This window comes from uncultured Escherichia sp. (assembly GCF_948475835.1).
In the GTDB taxonomy this organism is placed as follows: Bacteria; Pseudomonadota; Gammaproteobacteria; order Enterobacterales; family Enterobacteriaceae; genus ECMA0423.
Window position 1 is genome coordinate 53087 of record NZ_CAOLGM010000007.1, and the last position, 15657, is coordinate 68743.

Genomic DNA, 15657 nt, shown 5'->3' on the forward strand with positions numbered 1-15657 from the left:
ATGCGCATCCTTCACACCTCAGACTGGCATCTCGGCCAGAACTTCTACAGTAAAAGCCGCGAAGCTGAACATCAGGCTTTTCTTGACTGGCTGCTGGAGACAGCACAAACCCATCAGGTGGATGCGATTATTGTTGCCGGTGATGTTTTCGATACCGGCTCGCCGCCCAGTTACGCCCGCACGTTATACAACCGTTTTGTTGTCAATTTACAGCAAACTGGCTGTCATCTGGTGGTACTGGCAGGAAACCATGACTCGGTCGCCACGCTGAATGAATCGCGCGATATCATGGCGTTCCTCAATACTACCGTGGTCGCCAGCGCCGGACATGCGCCGCAAATCTTGCCTCGTCGCGACGGGACGCCAGGCGCAGTGCTGTGCCCCATTCCGTTTTTACGTCCACGTGACATTATTACCAGCCAGGCGGGGCTTAACGGTATTGAAAAACAGCAGCATTTACTGGCAGCGATTACCGATTATTACCAACAACACTATGCCGATGCCTGCAAACTGCGCGGCGATCAGCCTCTGCCCATCATCGCCACGGGACATTTAACGACCGTGGGGGCCAGTAAAAGTGACGCCGTGCGTGACATTTATATTGGCACGCTGGACGCGTTTCCGGCACAAAACTTTCCACCAGCCGACTACATCGCGCTCGGGCATATTCACCGCGCACAGATTATTGGCGGCATGGAACATGTTCGCTATTGCGGTTCCCCCATTCCACTGAGTTTTGATGAATGCGGAAAGAGTAAATATGTCCATCTGGTGACATTTTCAAACGGCAAATTAGAGAGCGTGGAAAACCTGAACGTACCGGTAACGCAACCCATGGCGGTGCTGAAAGGCGATCTGGCGTCGATTACCGCACAGCTAGAACAGTGGCGCGATGTATCGCAGGAGCCACCTGTCTGGCTGGATATCGAAATCACTACTGATGAGTATCTGCATGATATTCAGCGCAAAATCCAGGCATTAACCGAATCATTGCCTGTCGAAGTATTGCTGGTACGTCGGAGTCGTGAACAGCGCGAGCGTGTGTTAGCCAGCCAACAGCGTGAAACCCTCAGCGAACTCAGCGTCGAAGAGGTGTTCAATCGCCGTCTGGCACTGGAAGAACTGGATGAATCGCAGCAGCAACGTCTGCAGCATCTTTTCACCACGACGTTGCATACCCTCGCCGGAGAACACGAAGCATGAAAATTCTCAGCCTGCGCCTGAAAAACCTGAACTCATTAAAAGGCGAATGGAAGATTGATTTCACCCGCGAGCCGTTCGCCAGCAACGGGCTGTTTGCCATTACCGGCCCAACCGGTGCGGGGAAAACCACCCTGCTGGACGCCATTTGTCTGGCGCTGTATCACGAAACTCCGCGTCTCTCTAACGTTTCACAATCGCAAAATGATCTCATGACCCGCGATACCGCCGAATGTCTGGCGGAGGTGGAGTTTGAAGTGAAAGGTGAAGCGTACCGTGCATTCTGGAGCCAGAATCGGGCGCGTAACCAACCCGACGGTAATTTGCAGGTGCCACGCGTAGAGCTGGCGCGCTGCGCCGACGGCAAAATTCTCGCCGACAAAGTGAAAGATAAGCTGGAACTGACAGCGACGTTAACCGGGCTGGATTACGGGCGCTTCACCCGTTCGATGCTGCTTTCGCAGGGGCAATTTGCTGCCTTCCTGAATGCCAAACCCAAAGAACGCGCGGAATTGCTCGAGGAGTTAACCGGCACTGAAATCTACGGGCAAATCTCGGCGATGGTTTTTGAGCAGCACAAATCGGCCCGCACAGAGCTGGAGAAGCTGCAAGCGCAGGCCAGCGGCGTCGCGTTGCTCACGCCGGAACAAGTGCAATCGCTGACAGCGAGTTTGCAGGTACTTACTGACGAAGAAAAACAGTTACTTACCGCGCAGCAGCAAGAACAACAATCACTAAACTGGTTAACGCGTCTGGACGAATTGCAGCAAGAAGCCAGCCGCCGTCAGCAGGCCTTGCAACAGGCGTTAGCCGAAGAAGAAAAAGCGCAACCTCAACTGGCGGCGCTTAGTCTGGCACAACCGGCACGAAATCTTCGTCCACACTGGGAACGCATCGCAGAACACAGCGCGGCGCTGGCGCATATTCGCCAGCAGATTGAAGAAGTAAATACTCGCTTACAGAGCACAATGGCGCTTCGCGCGAGCATTCGCCACCACGCGGCGAAGCAGTCAGCAGAATTACAGCAGCAGCAACAAAGCCTGAATACCTGGTTACAGGAACACGACCGCTTCCGTCAGTGGAACAACGAACTGGCGGGTTGGCGTGCGCAGTTCTCCCAACAAACCAGCGATCGCGAGCATCTGCGGCAATGGCAGCAACAGTTAACCCATGCTGAGCAAAAACTTAATGCGCTTGCGGCGATCACGTTGACGTTAACCGCCGATGAAGTTGCTACCGCCCTGGCGCAACATGCTGAGCAACGCCCACTGCGTCAGCGCCTGGTCGCGCTGCATGGGCAGATTGTTCCCCAACAAAAACGTCTGGCGCAGTTAATGGTCACTATCCAGAATGTCACTCTGGAACAGACGCAACGTAATGCCGCACTTAACGAAATGCGCCAGCGTTATAAAGAAAAGACGCAGCAACTTGCCGATGTGAAAACCATTTGCGAGCAGGAAGCGCGCATTAAAACGCTGGAAGCCCAGCGCGCGCAGTTACAGGCGGGTCAGCCTTGCCCACTTTGTGGTTCCACCAGCCACCCGGCGGTCGAGGCGTATCAGGCGCTAGAGCCTGGTGTTAATCAGTCTCGATTACTGGCGCTGGAAAACGAAGTTAAAAAGCTCGGTGAAGAAGGTGCGACGCTACGTGGGCAACTGGACGCCTTAACAAAGCAGCTTCAGCGTGATGAAAACGAAGCGCAAAGCCTCCGACAAGATGAGCAAGCACTTACTCAACAATGGCAAGCCGTCACGGCCAGCCTCAATATCACCTTGCAGCCACAGGACGATATTCAACCGTGGCTAGATGCACAAGATGAGCACGAACGCCAGCTGCGGTTACTCAGCCAACGACATGAATTACAAGGGCAGATTGCCGCGCATAATCAGCAAATTATCCAGTATCAACAGCAAATTGAACAACGCCAGCAGCAGCTCTTAACGGCATTGGCGGGTTATGCACTGACATTGCCACAGGAAGATGAAGAAGAGAGCTGGTTGGCGACACGTCAGCAAGAAGCGCAGAGCTGGCAGCAACGCCAGAACGAATTAACCGCGCTGCAAAACCGTATTCAGCAGCTGACGCCGATTCTGGAAACGTTGCCGCAAAGTGATGAGCTCCCGCACAGCGAAGAAACTGTGGCGCTGGAAAACTGGCGGCAGGTTCATGAACAATGTCTCGCATTACACAGCCAGCAGCAGACGTTACAGCAACAGGATGTTCTGGCGGCGCAAAGTCTGCAAAAAGCCCATGCGCAGTTTGACACCGCGCTACAGGCCAGCGTCTTTGACGATCAGCAGGCGTTCCTTGCGGCGCTAATGGATGAACAAACACTAACGCAGCTGGAACAGCTCAAGCAGAATCTGGAAAACCAGCGCCGTCAGGCGCAAACGCTGGTCACTCAGACAGCAGAAACGCTGGCACAGCATCAACAACACCGACCTGACGGGTTGGCTCTCACTGTGACGGTGGAGCAGATTCAGCAAGAGTTAGCGCAAACTCACCAAAAGTTGCGTGAAAACACCACGAGTCAAGGCGAGATTCGCCAGCAGCTGAAGCAGGATGCAGATAACCGTCAGCAACAACAAACCTTAATGCAGCAAATTGCTCAAATGACGCAGCAGGTTGAGGACTGGGGATATCTGAATTCGCTAATAGGTTCCAAAGAGGGCGATAAATTCCGCAAGTTTGCCCAGGGGCTGACGCTGGATAATTTAGTCCATCTCGCTAATCAGCAACTTACCCGGCTGCACGGGCGCTATCTGTTACAGCGCAAAGCCAGCGAGGCGCTGGAAGTCGAGGTTGTTGATACCTGGCAGGCAGATGCGGTACGCGATACCCGTACCCTTTCCGGCGGCGAAAGTTTCCTCGTTAGTCTGGCGCTGGCGCTGGCGCTTTCGGATCTGGTCAGCCATAAAACACGTATTGACTCGCTGTTCCTTGATGAAGGTTTTGGCACGCTGGATAGCGAAACGCTGGATACCGCCCTTGATGCGCTGGATGCCCTGAACGCCAGTGGCAAAACCATCGGTGTGATTAGCCACGTAGAAGCGATGAAAGAGCGTATTCCGGTGCAGATCAAAGTGAAAAAGATCAACGGCCTGGGCTACAGCAAACTGGAAAGTACGTTTGCAGTGAAATAACTATTCAGCAGGATAATGAATACAGAGGGGCGAATTATCTCTTGGCCTTGCTGGTCGTTATCCTGCAAGCTATCACTTTATTGGCTACGGTGATTGGTAGCCGTTCTGGTGGTTGTGATGGTGGTATGAAAAAAGTCATTTTATCTTTGGCTCTGGGCACGTTTGGTTTGGGGATGGCCGAATTTGGCATTATGGGCGTGCTCACGGAGCTGGCGCATAACGTAGGAATTTCGATTCCTGCTGCCGGGCATATGATCTCGTATTATGCACTGGGGGTGGTGGTCGGTGCGCCAATCATCGCACTCTTTTCCAGCCGCTACTCACTCAAACATATCTTGTTGTTTCTGGTGGCGTTGTGCGTCATTGGCAACGCCATGTTCACGCTCTCTTCGTCTTACCTGATGCTCGCCATTGGTCGGCTGGTATCCGGCTTTCCGCATGGCGCATTTTTTGGCGTCGGAGCGATCGTGTTATCAAAAATTATCAAACCCGGAAAAGTCACCGCCGCCGTGGCGGGGATGGTTTCCGGGATGACAGTCGCCAATTTGCTGGGCATTCCGCTGGGAACGTATTTAAGTCAGGAATTTAGCTGGCGTCCCACCTTTTTATTGATCGCTGTTTTTAATATTGCGGTGATGGCATCGGTCTATTTTTGGGTGCCGGATATTCGCGACGAGGCGAAAGGAAAGCTGCGCGAACAATTTCACTTTTTGCGCAGCCCGGCCCCGTGGTTAATTTTCGCCGCCACCATGTTTGGCAACGCAGGTGTGTTTGCCTGGTTCAGCTACGTAAAGCCATACATGATGTTTATTTCCGGTTTTTCGGAAACGGCGATGACCTTTATTATGATGTTAGTTGGGCTAGGGATGGTGCTGGGAAATATGCTAAGTGGCAGGATTTCAGGACGTTATTCACCACTGCGCATTGCAGCAGTGACTGACTTTATAATTGTACTGGCACTGCTGATGCTCTTTTTCTGCGGCGGCATGAAAACAACGTCGCTTATTTTTGCTTTTATTTGTTGCGCGGGATTATTTGCCCTTTCAGCACCGCTACAAATATTGTTACTACAAAACGCCAAAGGCGGAGAGTTATTAGGTGCCGCAGGTGGGCAAATAGCGTTTAACCTCGGTAGCGCCGTCGGCGCATATTGCGGTGGTATGATGCTGACGCTGGGGCTGGCATATAATTACGTGGCGCTGCCTGCCGCCCTGCTTTCGTTTGCTGCGATGTCGTCGTTGCTGCTGTATGGTCGCTATAAGCGCCAGCAAGCGGCGGATACTCCGGTGCTGGCGAAACCACTGGGGTAGGTTATAGTCTCGGTGCTCATTACTTATTGCCGGATGCGGCGTGAACGCCTTATCCGCCCTACGCGGTTCTGGCACATTTTGCAGGCCTGATAAGACGCGGCAAGCGTCGCATCAGGCATGATGCGCCAATTGCCTACGTTTTTTACTCTTGTGGCCATAACCACGCAGCGCCGCGTACGCCGCTGGAATCACCGTGCTTCGCCTTACGCACCGGCGTTTCACATTCGCCGCCGAAGACAAATTGTTTAATCAACTGCCCAACCGTTTGATATAAACGGTCTACATTGCTCATCCCGCCCCCCAGGACAATTACATCCGGATCGAGAATATTCACGACATGTGCCAGCGATTTTGCCAGCCGCAGCTCGTAGCGACGCAATGCCAGTTCCGCTACCGGATCGCTTTCTTCAACCAGGCTGATAATTTCACTGCCTTTCAGCGCATGTCCGCTCAAACGACGATAATCTGTGGCAAATCCCGTGCCCGAAATAAAGGTTTCAATACAACCTTGTTTACCGCAATAACAAGGGACTTCCTCGCGATAACGCAGTTCGTCTTCGTCCATCCACGGTAGCGGATTGTGTCCCCACTCACCTGCCGTGCCATTGCCGCCGATATGCGCCCGCCCATTGAATGCCACGCCCGCGCCGCATCCCGTGCCGATAATCACGGCAAATACTGTCTGCGCTCCCGCTGCCGCGCCATCTACTGCTTCTGAAACCGCCAGACAGTTGGCGTCATTTGCCAGCCGCACTTCCCGCTGCAACCTCGCGCTTAAGTCTTTATCGAATGGCTGACCGTTGAGCCAGGTTGAATTGGCATTCTTAACCACACCGGTGTAAGGCGAAATTGAGCCAGGAATGCCCATACCTACCGTTCCGCGCTGCCCTGTCGCCTGCTCCGCCATATCAACCAACGTGGCGATCGTTTCAATAGTCTGCCGGTAATCATCACGCGGCGTGGGCAGACGATGGCGGTACAACTGCTCCCCTGCATCGCCCAGTGCAATCACTTCAGTTTTGGTGCCGCCTAAATCGATACCTATACGCACGGTACTCTCCTTATTTTTTTCAATATCAATAGCGTAGAGACGGACAACCGGATTGGCAATGCAAGGCCGCCGACAATTCGTTATCATGCCCGCTAAATTTAACGACAAGGCCGTGGAAATTATCATGCTGTGGTTCAAAAATTTAATGGTTTACCGTCTTAGCCGCGAGATTTCGCTGCGTGCAGAAGAGATGGAAAAACAGCTAGCCTCGATGGCATTTACCCCATGCGGCAGCCAGGACATGGCGAAGATGGGCTGGGTTCCTCCGATGGGATCGCACAGCGATGCGTTAACGCACGTTGCCAATGGTCAAATTGTTATCTGCGCACGCAAAGAAGAAAAAATCCTCCCGTCTCCGGTGATTAAACAGGCGCTGGAAGCGAAAATCGCCAAGCTGGAAGCGGAACAGGCGCGTAAGCTGAAGAAAACCGAAAAAGATTCGCTGAAAGACGAAGTGCTGCACTCTCTGCTGCCACGAGCTTTCAGCCGTTTTAGCCAGACAATGATGTGGATCGACACGGTTAACGGTTTGATTATGGTGGACTGCGCCAGTGCCAAAAAAGCGGAAGATACGCTGGCATTACTGCGTAAAAGCCAGGGGTCGTTACCGGTTGTACCATTGAGCATGGAAAACCCGATTGAACTGACGTTGACCGAATGGGTTCGCTCCGGTAGTGCGGCACAGGGCTTCCAGCTGCTTGATGAAGCCGAGCTGAAATCGTTGCTGGAAGATGGCGGCGTGATCCGCGCGAAGAAACAAGATCTGACCAGCGAAGAGATCACCAATCACATTGAAGCCGGAAAAGTGGTGACTAAACTGGCGCTCGACTGGCAGCAGCGCATTCAGTTTGTGATGTGCGACGATGGTTCGCTCAAGCGTCTGAAGTTCTGCGACGAGCTGCGCGATCAAAACGAAGATATCGACCGTGAAGATTTCGCCCAGCGTTTTGATGCCGATTTCATCCTGATGACTGGTGAACTGGCAGCGTTAATTCAAAACCTGATTGAAGGATTAGGTGGCGAAGCACAACGTTAATTGCTGATTTTCCTTTAATGCCGGATGCGACGCCTGCCGCGCCTTATCCGGCGTACGAAGCCACACCAGGCATATAATTATTCGCTACGGCGGGCAATAATTTTTAGCGCAGCAATATTATGCGTTTTATGCTGTAACTTGCTCCATGGACGTTGTGTCATTGTTTTTCCTCAAGCCAGTGACGCGCTTCACTGCGATTTTTCCGCATTGCCCCGGTTTTCACTAAATCCCGTAACAGCGAAAGATCGGGTTGTTCGACAAATAAGAGTAATGATGGATCCTCTTTTAACCACGTCGTTTTCACATCGGCAGCGAGCTGTGGATTATTCATAGCTAGCGACCGATGCCGAGACTCGGTCAATGTCGTTAACAACGACGCCGGGGTATGTGCGTTGCGTAATGCCGTTTGGCGCAAATGATCATTGCGACTTTGCAGCAATGCACGCCACCATTCATCATCTGATTTATCTTTTATCGTAGCCAGTTCCGCAACAATATCTGGAGATCTTCACTGATATTTATATCAACCTTGATGAATTATGAATATACCGGAAATTGAAAAAATCGCAGCAAAGGAAATATTATTATGGGTTAAAGAGAGGATATTTCAGAAAAATGCCCTCCCGTTCAAGGGGAAGGCGAGGAATTACAGATAGCGGCACAGATAAGAGGTGGGTTCGGCAACTTGCAGATGAAACTCACTGTGACCGGGAACATTAAACACCGAACCGGCTTCATACACCTGCCAGTCGGTCGCGTCAGGCAGTAACACATTCAGCGCGCCACTGATTACCGTCATCTCTTCCGGCTCAGCGGTGCTGAAGGTGTATTCGCCTTCAACCATAACACCCACGCTGGCGCGACCAGTGCTGCTGCTGGAAAAGCCGATTGATTTCACTTTGCCGGAAAAGTACTCATTACTTTGAAGCATAAACTGGCCCTGTCTGGTAGTTGAACATCTACTTCACTATAGGGGCCAGAGGCGCTGACTGTCACGCAAAATTACACCAGTAATTCCGCAGCCAGCCGTGCAATCAATACGTTAGACAGCAAGACAGGAACATCGAGCTGTTTTTGCAGTAAATCGCGATGACGTTGGTGAAATCCTAAACAATCCAGCATGATGACATCAGCCCCTTTTGCCAGTAATTCTTTCCCGGCATCAATGATTTTTTGTTCTGAATCATGAATGGGGTTACCCAATGAAAATACCGGCGATTTCTGCAAAATTTGCCATTTTTGCGCCTGAACGGGCAGCATCTCCTCAACCGGAACGATAACCCCCACCTGATGATCTTCAACAATAGAGGAAACCAGTGGAGGCAATATTCGCGACGGCTCAAGAAAGATCGTATTACGCGCAGTCATACTACTAATGTTTGCTGTACTCATTAATAAAATGACGTCATAACCCTGATTATCGAGCACTTCAACCACACCTTGCAGGTCTCGCTCCACTTTACGACGCGAAACATGGGCCAGCTGGTTGTCATTTAATAATGTGAGAATGGTGTCTTCGCCTGCTTCTGGCGCGTACTCCGCCATCACTTCTTCACGACTTAACTTCCCCAGCAGGCTATGATGGGAAATATTATCTTCGTCAATGTATTCCGTCAGGAGCGGCAAAACCTCCTGCATAGGTACAATGCCGATGGTCAGGATCGCCAACGACGCACTCATTGTTCATCCACCTTACTTTTCTTTCGTCGTTAATTACCGGGCAAGTGTGAAGCACCACTGCTGACACTTACTTGTGCTACAAATGACAAAAAGCGTAGCAGCAGACGTGCACGGCATAATGTAAAGATTCCAAATGATTCCAGTAATGGATTGTTATTGTTTAATATTCTAATTATTAGAAAAACATGAATTATGAAAAATGTGACGCAGATCCCTTGTAGTGGCACTCAGAATCCCTTCCGAGCAGTCTGATGCGGTCACTCTTTGTCAGGGTCCTCATAGCGTTTTTTCGCATCCATCGCTTCCTGAGCCGTCGGATGTTCACTGATCAACGAGTCTGGTTTAGGATGATCGGCTCTGAGTTGGTACCAGGTTACCGTCTGTCCTGGCTTTCCTTTTTCAATCGTCACTATATATGCTTCACGAGGATAAGGCGGTTTCGTTGGCATCGTTCTTCCTTATTTCACGGGATGAACGTTAAGTATAGGCGCTCTAAAATCAACAATTGATCGTCTGTGCCAGGGCGCTACGAATTTCAGAAATCACCTGGCTGGGTTCGTTTGTTGCGTCGATGATAATATGCGCAACTTCGCGATATAGCGCATCGCGTTCTTCCAGCACTTCCTGAACTTCTTCGCTCAGCGGTTTTCCCGTTAAGGTTGGCCGTAAATCTTCTTCCGGTGCAACTTGCAGTCGGTTAACCAGGACTGATACTGGCGCACACAAATAAACCACGATCCCGTTATTTTGCATAAAGTGACGATTAAATTCCGTCAGAATAATGCCGCCGCCTGTAGCGATAACGGTGGATGGCGCAGTTACCGCTTCCAGCGCCGCCGTTTCTCTGGCGCGAAATCCCGCCCACTCTTCCCTTTCGACGATCTCCGCGACCGTCATATTGAGCTGTGATTGCAACCACTGATCGGTATCGACAAACCGACGGTTAAGCGAATCGGCAAGGGCCATTCCGACCGTTGTTTTACCACAGCCCCGAGGCCCGATCAGAAAAAGAGGTTGTGTCATCGTGGGTTTTCCCCAATAGGTCGCAATGCGGCGAAAGCCGGTGTCATGAGAATAGCGATCATACCATCAAACTAGTACAATTTCGATTGTAAAGAAAAAATTCCACTTAAAGTGAAAATCTCAATACATCCCTTACTATACCAATAAATATTCAAGAATGAAGTGTAAATAATAAATTACATTTAGCCACGACTACGTTGCACTTCCAGCCACCACTTCTCCAGCTCCGCGGCAAAGGCCTGGCGGTCACGTTGTGAAAGGCTATCTGGTCCGCCGGTCTGGATCCCACTGGCACGTAAGGTATCCATAAAATCGCGCATCGTCAGGCGCTCACGAATGGTCGCTGGCGTGTAACGTTCGCCGCGCGGATTAAGCGCCGCTGCGCCTTTCTCGATGGCTTCAGCAGCCAAAAGTATATCTGCGGTGATCACCAAATCGCCCGCTTCACACTGCCGGACAATTTCGTTATCGGCAACGTCGAAACCTGCCGCGACGCGCAGCGTACGAATAAATCGCGATGGCGGCACGCGTAAACTCTGGTTTGCTACCAGTACCAGCGGCATCTGCATACGTTCCGCCGCGCGATACAAAATCTCTTTAATTACATTGGGACACGCGTCGGCATCCACCCAAATTGTCATAAAGTCATCCTTTGTTGGGTAATCCTCTATTGTGTCGCGCTTTTGCCTTCCGGCATAGTTCTGTTTATGCTTCTGCCAGCGATTATCAAAACAATGAATTTCACGGCAGGAGTGAGGCAATGGAAAAGAAAATCGGTTTTATTGGCTGCGGCAATATGGGAAAAGCCATTCTCGGCGGTCTGATTGCCAGCGGTCAGGTGCTTCCAGGGCAAATCTGGGTATACACCCCCTCCCCGGATAAAGTCGCCGCCCTGCATGACCAGTTCGGCATCAACGCCGCAGAATCGGCGCAAGAAGTGGCGCAAATCGCCGACATCATTTTTGCTGCCGTTAAACCTGGCATCATGATTAAAGTGCTTAGCGAAATCACCTCCAGCCTGAATAAAGACTCTCTGGTCGTTTCTATTGCTGCAGGTGTCACGCTCGACCAGCTTGCCCGCGCGCTGGGCCATGACCGGAAAATTATCCGCGCCATGCCGAACACTCCCGCGCTGGTTAATGCCGGGATGACCTCCGTAACGCCAAACGCGCTGGTAACCCCAGAAGATACCGCTGATGTGCTGAATATTTTCCGCTGCTTTGGCGAAGCGGAAGTAATTGCTGAGCCGATGATCCACCCGGTGGTCGGTGTGAGCGGTTCTTCGCCAGCCTACGTATTTATGTTTATCGAAGCGATGGCCGACGCCGCCGTGCTGGGCGGGATGCCACGCGCCCAGGCGTATAAATTTGCCGCTCAGGCGGTAATGGGTTCCGCAAAAATGGTGCTGGAAACGGGAGAACATCCGGGGGCACTGAAAGATATGGTCTGCTCACCGGGAGGCACCACCATTGAAGCGGTACGCGTACTGGAAGAGAAAGGCTTCCGTGCCGCAGTGATCGAAGCGATGACGAAGTGTATGGAAAAATCAGAAAAACTCAGCAAATCCTGATGACTTTCGCCGGACGTCAGGCCGCCACTTCGGTGCGGTTACGTCCGGCTTTCTTTGCTTTGTAAAGCGCCAAATCTGCCGATTTCAACCACTCACGATAGTGACTCATTTGTGGGTTCAGCGGCGCAACCCCCACACTAATCCGTAAAGTTACCTGTGGCGTATTCGGCAAGCGTAACGTGTTTAGCCCTTCACGCACCCGTAACATGGCGGTAATGGCGCTCTCAGCTGGCGTACCGGACATGATTACTGCAAACTCATCGCCGCCAAACCGACCAATCACATCGCTACCGCGCAGGGTAATTTGTAACTGTCGGGTAAGCGCCACAATCGCTTCATCGCCCACATCATGACCCCAGGTATCGTTGATGCTCTTGAAATGGTCGATATCGATAATCAGTAACGTTGCATCGCGATTATGCCGCCGACAGTTATCAAATTCATTGCGTAACATAGTTTCCCAATGACGTCGGTTATACACGCCCGTCATGCCGTCGCGGGTACTCATGACCTGCAACCTGCGTTTATGTTCCGCCAGTTTGGTTGCCGTCTGGTAGCTGACCCAGCCAAACAGCAGAGGATAAACGACAATAATGGGAAGGGAGAGCCACCATTCCAGCGGCGCACTATTGAACGACACGGTAATGCCCGTAAGCTCGAGGGTGACAAGGCAGGAAACCACCATCAACACCAGACCCGCGACAAACAGACGGGGGCCGCCTGCCCCCATCAAATTCAGACACATAATCATCAACATAGCGGTGGAAGGCAGCACGTTTACGCCCATTACGCCTACCCACATTCCCGCTAATACTGCATCGGTTTTTAAGTTGTAAATTTCCCGACTAAGCGGATCGACGGCCCTGCTCGCTATCTGCCAGGCTAAATGCGGCCAGACGAACGCCCAGCCGACCAACACCAGCCACCACCAGCCCGGCGGCGGGTGCGAAACCAGCGTTGAAGCAATCGGTAAGAACATGCCAGCCAGGCCAACCGCACGGGGTAGTCTGACGCGACGGGCGAAGCGCAGCCCGGACCGCTGATGTTCGTTTTGAGGAGTTAAAGGAGGTTCCTCCCCATGCGCCGCCGCTTTTTTGAAAAAGTTTTCATCATTCATTATTTTTGGGAACATTCAGAAACAATTTTCCCAAATTATAGAGACGGGGCTAAAGGCAGAAGTATGAAATTTCGGGTGAGCCACTTTCGTAGCTCACCCGTTAGCACTATCAGGTATCAGGCGGCTTTCTTGAGGCAGGCACTCATAAACTTATTACGATCATCACCTTTCAGAGATTGTTGCGTTGCTTGATTATTACATTCGCGCATCTTTTGCTGCTGTGGCGTCAAACTTTTTTCACCAGGCGCAGACTTGCTGTTCTTCAGGCAATCACTCATGTAGGTCTTACGAGCATCCCCTTTCAACGCCTGCGCCGTCGCCTGCTGATTACAGGAGGTCATACGCTGTTGTTGTGGGGTTAAGGTTCTCTCGGCAGCGCCGACGGTGGTTAAAAAAACCAGACCAAAAAGCAAGGTAACCAGTAATGTTATTTTCATAGCACCATCCCTCTTCATGTTTTAACCATGAGCGTTTGCGCCCGTGATCTGCCATTAAGTCTGGTTGCTAACAGCAAAAAAACCACCCGGCAGCGAAAATTCACTGCCGGGCGCGGTTTTATTTCAGCCCCAGAGCGGCTTTCATGGTGTAGAAGAGATCGGTCTGGTCGGTCAGTCCAACAACATTGGCGGCATGCGGGCCATACGCCGCAATACGCAACTGACTGCCGGTATGTTCTTGTGAATCCTCTTCGGAATTCCCGTAACTCATCACCATCACTGCGCCATCTTTAGTATTTAGCGCCTGAGTGAGGCCCGGCGCTTTGGTATCCGGCGCAACAACCTGGCTGGCGTGGGCGTGATCAGCGGTGACTATGACCAGCGTGTTACCCTCCTTTTTAGCGAATTCCAGCGCCCGTTGTACGGCTTCATCGAGATCGACCGTCTCGCCAATTTGCCCACAAGGATTCGCAGCGTGATCCTGTTTATCGATTGACGCACCTTCAACTTGCAGGAAAAATCCTTTCTCATTTTTACTCAACAATTCAATGGCTTTGTCGGTCATCTGCGCCAGGGTTGGTACACTGTCATTACGTTGCGGATTAGGCGTACAGGTGACTGCGGGCTTATCGATATTGCCGTGGTACGTTGCTTTCGGTCCTAGCCAGCGCACTGGCATATTGCCGTCAGCAAACAGTCCAAGCAGAGGTTTTTGCTGATTCGCTTCCGTCACCGCATTTAGCGAGGCGGCATCGCTGACCAACTGATAACCACGCGCCTGTGCCTGTTCACGCAGCGTTTTTCCCTGCCATTCACCGGCGGTTGCCGTTTCAGCAAAGGTTTTTGCGCCACCGCCAAGCGTAACGTCGGCACGAGCGTTAAGCAGCTGTTCGGTAATCGATCCTTTTCCGCCTTTTTCCAGAGCGTTACCCGGACATTTTTCACTGGTCGCGCTCGGACCGTAGCATTTGCGCGAAGTCACATGTGCCACCAGCGCAGCGGGCGTGGCATCCTGCAACTCTGCGGTAGAAACGTTACCGGTCGCCAGACCTGCGGCTTTTGCCATTTCCAGAATCGTTGGGTGATCTTTTTCGTGAATATCGACGCCCAGCGCGCCGTTATAGGTTTTGACACCGGTTGACCAGGCGGTTGCTGATGCAGCCGAGTCGGTGACGTAGTCCGGTTTGCCGGTTTTTTTATTCAGCACATAGTGAGTGTATTGCCCGGTAAGCGGTAAGGCATCGATACCTTTAAAAAAGCCGCCCGCACCTTCGGCATAATTACGTGCGGCAGTAATTTCCGAATCCCCCATCCCATCGCCAATCAGCAAAATAATATTTTTTGCAGGTTTATCGCTAAGAGAATCACGCAGAGCGGCGGTCTGATCACCCGTTAAGCGGCGAGCACCGCCGGGTGCAGTAATATCGCCCTGAGCAGCCCGGTTTTCCAGAACAGGCATTTCTGGTGTCCGGGCTTTTGTCACAGGGGTAAACAGTAACGGTAAGAGTGCCAGTGCAATAGTGCTTTGTTTCACTTTATTTTCTCCATGTACAAATACATTAAAAAATAAAAACAAAGCGACTATAAGTCTCGGCCGTGACAACTTTATGACAGCTGTTGAAAAGATTAACTTTTTACTGACGAGGATGCTTCAATAACTTCTTTACGTAATCGCGCAGCAGCTCCGTATCGTCGTCAGGAATGCTGGCATCGGGCTTTACCTCGTACAGCGCCCCCTCTACCTGATCAATCAACCGCTGTTGGTCATTTTGCGCCATATTGCGAAGCATTGCAGTGACGATAATCTCCAAAGCTTCTACCTGCGCACACAGTTCTTTCGACTCTTCTTCTTTTTGGGCAAGCTTAAATAACAACTCAGCAATGAGATTTTTCATGTCTGTATTTCCTTATCCAAAGTATGGAGAAGTTAACATTATGTTTCACAACTTCATAGTGTCTGGAAGTATTATTTTTATGACAAAGGAAATACTTTGCGCAAATATTTTTTGTTTGATTACCAGCGAAACGTTTCTCTTATTTAAATAACTACCCACACAAAATATAGGCTTTTAATTATCAACCTTTATTAT

General features: G+C 51.3%; 16 protein-coding genes and 1 pseudogene. 5 read left to right on the forward strand and 12 right to left on the reverse strand.

What is annotated here, in order from left to right; translation table 11 throughout:
• The 3 genes from sbcD (at position 1) to araJ (ending at position 5653) form a co-directional block, all read left to right on the forward strand.
• Positions 1-1203 (forward strand): exonuclease subunit SbcD, encoded by a 1203-nt coding sequence (sbcD, locus tag QZF50_RS02865; RefSeq protein WP_001221319.1) that lies wholly within the window; start codon positions 1-3, stop codon positions 1201-1203.
• Positions 1200-4343: an exonuclease subunit SbcC gene (sbcC, locus tag QZF50_RS02870; RefSeq protein ID WP_001471124.1), complete on the forward strand. Its 3144-nt coding sequence runs from the start codon at positions 1200-1202 to the stop codon at positions 4341-4343. Before sbcD ends, sbcC begins: the two co-directional genes overlap by 4 nt.
• A 125-nt stretch (positions 4344-4468) precedes the next feature.
• The gene (gene araJ / locus QZF50_RS02875) at positions 4469-5653 is read left to right on the forward strand and encodes an MFS transporter AraJ (protein WP_290388821.1); all 1185 of its coding nucleotides are present in this window, start codon (positions 4469-4471) and stop codon (positions 5651-5653) included.
• A gap of 142 nt (positions 5654-5795) precedes the next feature.
• Here araJ and mak read toward each other — a convergent pair whose 3' ends face one another.
• A complete protein-coding gene (gene mak, locus QZF50_RS02880) occupies positions 5796-6704 on the reverse strand; it encodes a fructokinase (protein ID WP_001219320.1) in 909 nt (302 codons plus the stop codon).
• Positions 6705-6828: 124 nt separating this feature from the next.
• Between mak and rdgC the strand changes: the two genes are divergently transcribed.
• A complete protein-coding gene (gene rdgC, locus QZF50_RS02885) occupies positions 6829-7740 on the forward strand; it encodes a recombination-associated protein RdgC (protein WP_061358137.1) in 912 nt (303 codons plus the stop codon).
• Positions 7741-7817: 77 nt separating this feature from the next.
• On the opposite strand, the gene QZF50_RS02890 is transcribed toward rdgC, so the two are convergent.
• The 7 genes and pseudogenes from QZF50_RS02890 to QZF50_RS02920 all read right to left on the reverse strand — a co-directional run bounded on the left by QZF50_RS02890 (position 7818) and on the right by QZF50_RS02920 (position 11084).
• The gene (locus QZF50_RS02890; RefSeq protein WP_122367828.1) at positions 7818-7901 is read right to left on the reverse strand and encodes a hypothetical protein; all 84 of its coding nucleotides are present in this window, start codon (positions 7899-7901) and stop codon (positions 7818-7820) included.
• Positions 7898-8239, reverse strand: a pseudogene (locus tag QZF50_RS02895) (DUF2773 domain-containing protein); the annotation flags it as partial. The pseudogene QZF50_RS02895 and the gene QZF50_RS02890, both read right to left, overlap by 4 nt.
• Positions 8240-8386: 147 nt before the next feature.
• Positions 8387-8671, reverse strand: coding sequence for a pyrimidine/purine nucleoside phosphorylase (ppnP, locus tag QZF50_RS02900; RefSeq protein WP_000941942.1), 285 nt, complete (start codon positions 8669-8671; stop codon positions 8387-8389).
• Between the two features lie 71 nt (positions 8672-8742).
• Positions 8743-9420 (reverse strand): AroM family protein, encoded by a 678-nt coding sequence (locus tag QZF50_RS02905; RefSeq protein WP_001276420.1) that lies wholly within the window; start codon positions 9418-9420, stop codon positions 8743-8745.
• Between the two features lie 257 nt (positions 9421-9677).
• Positions 9678-9869: a protein YaiA gene (yaiA, locus tag QZF50_RS02910; RefSeq protein ID WP_001142439.1), complete on the reverse strand. Its 192-nt coding sequence runs from the start codon at positions 9867-9869 to the stop codon at positions 9678-9680.
• A gap of 49 nt (positions 9870-9918) precedes the next feature.
• Entirely contained in the window at positions 9919-10443 is a 525-nt protein-coding gene (gene aroL / locus QZF50_RS02915; protein WP_187192545.1) for a shikimate kinase AroL, read from the reverse strand.
• Positions 10444-10625: 182 nt separating this feature from the next.
• Complete coding sequence (locus QZF50_RS02920) at positions 10626-11084, reverse strand: YaiI/YqxD family protein (protein ID WP_061892158.1); 459 nt, start codon at positions 11082-11084, stop codon at positions 10626-10628.
• Positions 11085-11203: 119 nt separating this feature from the next.
• Between QZF50_RS02920 and proC the strand changes: the two genes are divergently transcribed.
• Positions 11204-12013, forward strand: a complete 810-nt coding sequence (gene proC / locus QZF50_RS02925) for a pyrroline-5-carboxylate reductase (RefSeq protein ID WP_001295331.1) — start codon at positions 11204-11206, stop codon at positions 12011-12013.
• A gap of 16 nt (positions 12014-12029) precedes the next feature.
• On the opposite strand, the gene adrA is transcribed toward proC, so the two are convergent.
• The 4 genes from adrA to iraP form a co-directional block, all read right to left on the reverse strand.
• Positions 12030-13145 (reverse strand): diguanylate cyclase AdrA, encoded by a 1116-nt coding sequence (gene adrA, locus QZF50_RS02930; RefSeq protein ID WP_000484055.1) that lies wholly within the window; start codon positions 13143-13145, stop codon positions 12030-12032.
• A gap of 101 nt (positions 13146-13246) precedes the next feature.
• Positions 13247-13567, reverse strand: coding sequence for a phosphate starvation-inducible protein PsiF (gene psiF, locus QZF50_RS02935; RefSeq protein ID WP_001295332.1), 321 nt, complete (start codon positions 13565-13567; stop codon positions 13247-13249).
• 118 nt (positions 13568-13685) lie between these two features.
• Positions 13686-15101, reverse strand: a complete 1416-nt coding sequence (phoA, locus tag QZF50_RS02940) for an alkaline phosphatase (RefSeq protein ID WP_061892157.1) — start codon at positions 15099-15101, stop codon at positions 13686-13688.
• Between the two features lie 100 nt (positions 15102-15201).
• A complete protein-coding gene (gene iraP / locus QZF50_RS02945; RefSeq protein ID WP_000792970.1) occupies positions 15202-15462 on the reverse strand; it encodes an anti-adapter protein IraP in 261 nt (86 codons plus the stop codon).
• Positions 15463-15657: the final 195 nt, after the last annotated feature.

Excerpts from the sequence above, each read along its gene's own strand:
- sbcD (WP_001221319.1), top strand. The coding sequence starts at position 1 with ATGCGCATCCTTCACACCTCAGACTGGCATCTCGGCCAGAACTTCTAC.
- sbcC (WP_001471124.1), top strand. The coding sequence starts at position 1,200 with ATGAAAATTCTCAGCCTGCGCCTGAAAAACCTGAACTCATTAAAAGGC.
- araJ (WP_290388821.1), top strand. The coding sequence starts at position 4,469 with ATGAAAAAAGTCATTTTATCTTTGGCTCTGGGCACGTTTGGTTTGGGG.
- rdgC (WP_061358137.1), top strand. The coding sequence starts at position 6,829 with ATGCTGTGGTTCAAAAATTTAATGGTTTACCGTCTTAGCCGCGAGATT.
- QZF50_RS02890 (WP_122367828.1), bottom strand. The coding sequence starts at position 7,901 with ATGACACAACGTCCATGGAGCAAGTTACAGCATAAAACGCATAATATT.
- ppnP (WP_000941942.1), bottom strand. The coding sequence starts at position 8,671 with ATGCTTCAAAGTAATGAGTACTTTTCCGGCAAAGTGAAATCAATCGGC.
- QZF50_RS02905 (WP_001276420.1), bottom strand. The coding sequence starts at position 9,420 with ATGAGTGCGTCGTTGGCGATCCTGACCATCGGCATTGTACCTATGCAG.
- yaiA (WP_001142439.1), bottom strand. The coding sequence starts at position 9,869 with ATGCCAACGAAACCGCCTTATCCTCGTGAAGCATATATAGTGACGATT.
- aroL (WP_187192545.1), bottom strand. The coding sequence starts at position 10,443 with ATGACACAACCTCTTTTTCTGATCGGGCCTCGGGGCTGTGGTAAAACA.
- QZF50_RS02920 (WP_061892158.1), bottom strand. The coding sequence starts at position 11,084 with ATGACAATTTGGGTGGATGCCGACGCGTGTCCCAATGTAATTAAAGAG.
- proC (WP_001295331.1), top strand. The coding sequence starts at position 11,204 with ATGGAAAAGAAAATCGGTTTTATTGGCTGCGGCAATATGGGAAAAGCC.
- adrA (WP_000484055.1), bottom strand. The coding sequence starts at position 13,145 with ATGTTCCCAAAAATAATGAATGATGAAAACTTTTTCAAAAAAGCGGCG.
- psiF (WP_001295332.1), bottom strand. The coding sequence starts at position 13,567 with ATGAAAATAACATTACTGGTTACCTTGCTTTTTGGTCTGGTTTTTTTA.
- iraP (WP_000792970.1), bottom strand. The coding sequence starts at position 15,462 with ATGAAAAATCTCATTGCTGAGTTGTTATTTAAGCTTGCCCAAAAAGAA.